Raw genomic sequence first — 1,830 nt, 5'->3', positions numbered from 1 at the left:
GTGAAGAAGTCACGGAATTATTAGATCTAGAAGATTTATTTAAAAGCTACAAAGAGAGTACGGATCATAAAGAAGGTTCGAAATGGGATTGGATGCATATCAATACACTTCAATATCTAAATGATGATAGTGTCATTCTTTCTTCTCGAGAAACAAGTTCAATCATTAAAATCAATGATGTAAGCACAAATCCAAGTATTGGCTATATCATAGGCAATGAAGATTTCTGGAAAGATACAGACTATACAGAATACTTATATACAAAAGTAGGTGACTTCTTGACGAGTGGAGGACAACATACAGTAACTTATTTGGAAGATGATGCATTAGAATCTGGTCAATATTATCTATACATGTTTGATAATAATTTTGGATATTCTAAGACAAGAAAAGATTATGATTGGACGGTAAATGATGGGATTCAAACAAGTATTACAGAAGGCACGACATCCTATTACTATCAATATTTAGTGGATGAAAACGAAGGGACATATACAATGGCCAATTCATTTGAAGTTCCATTTAGTGCCTATGTATCGAGTGCACAAAATCTAGGTGATCATATTGTCGTAGATTCAGGAATTGCAGGACTATTATCCATTTACGATACGGATGGAAATCTTGAACAACAGTTCAGTATCAAGAAAAATGATCGTTTTATTTATCGAATTTATTATTATGATTATAAAGGATATTATTTTAGTTAGAGAGTAATCTCTAACTTTTTTTAAGCAAATTTTAAGTGTTGTTTAGTATGTTTATGGTATGACATATAAAGAATTTTATGAATCTGACTATGATACGTTTAAAAATGTTTTGGATAAGGTTTTAAATACAATTCATTCGAGTGCATTAGCTTGTATACAATATACAACTTCTAGAATTAAGTCACCAGAAAGTGTTATGAAAAAAGTGGGCGATGATTATTCATTGCTTCATGATATTATTGGCGTTCGCATCATTTGTTCGTTTGTGGATGAAATCTATGAAGTAAAGGATTGGATTCATTCATACTTTAAAGTGGTGGAAGTAAGAGACTATTTAAGTCATCCCAAACCCAGTGGGTATCGCAGTCTACATGTGATTTGTGAAGTGGATGGATGTTTAGTTGAAATCCAAGTACGAACGATCGCATTAGATTTTTGGGCAAATCTAGAACATCAAATTCATTATAAGAAACATATTGAAGATGAAGATTTGATTCGTAGTGAATTAAAACGATGTGCCGATGAAATTGCTTCTTTAGACTTATCATTTCAGACAATCAAAGATAGAATTGAGGGATAATATGCGATTATTGATTGCGGATGATGAAGTGAATTTGGCTAAAGCACTACAAGCCGTCTTAGAAGATGCGGGCTATAATTGCGATGTGTGTTTTGATGGGAATAGTGCCATTCGTTTGATTTCTCAAGAAATTTATGACGGATTAATTTTAGATATTATGATGCCTGAAAAAAATGGATATGAAGTATTGTCTTTGATTCGAAAACAAAAAAATGATATTCCGGTATTACTTTTAAGTGCATTAAATGAAGTGGATGATAAAGTTACAGGTTTTGATTTAGGTGCCAACGATTATTTGTCCAAGCCCTTTTCTACAAAGGAATTGATTGCAAGAGTCAAAGTGATGTTAAAAGAAAATGTGATAGACGATTCTTATTTACAATATCAAGATATTCTATTGAATAAGAAAGAAGAAACACTTGCGTGTAAGAATACAAAATATCAATTGACTAAGTTGGAATGTAGTATTCTTTCTTTATTGATTCGAAGTGAATCGAATCGAGTACCTATTTGGCTTGTGATTGAAAAAGTTTGGAACAATCG

General features: G+C 31.9%; 3 protein-coding genes. All 3 read left to right on the top strand.

The annotated features are described in order from the left end of the window. Positions 1-707: aryl-sulfate sulfotransferase (locus ACZQCL_RS09225; protein ID WP_482482968.1), on the top strand; the 707-nt coding region annotated here is incomplete at its 5' end. 58 nt (positions 708-765) lie between these two features. Then, entirely contained in the window at positions 766-1,287 is a 522-nt protein-coding gene (locus tag ACZQCL_RS09220; protein ID WP_337619355.1) for a GTP pyrophosphokinase, read from the top strand. Between the two features lies 1 nt (position 1,288). Then, positions 1,289-1,830 (top strand): response regulator transcription factor (locus ACZQCL_RS09215; protein ID WP_482482966.1); only part of this gene is annotated, 542 nt, incomplete at its 3' end.

The sequence above is a fragment of the Holdemanella sp. genome, assembly GCF_056804935.1.
This window is presented reverse-complemented; position numbering and strand designations above follow the sequence as displayed.

Coding starts and splice junctions, on each gene's coding strand:
- ACZQCL_RS09220 (WP_337619355.1), top strand. CDS start 766: ATGACATATAAAGAATTTTATGAATCTGACTATGATACGTTTAAAAAT.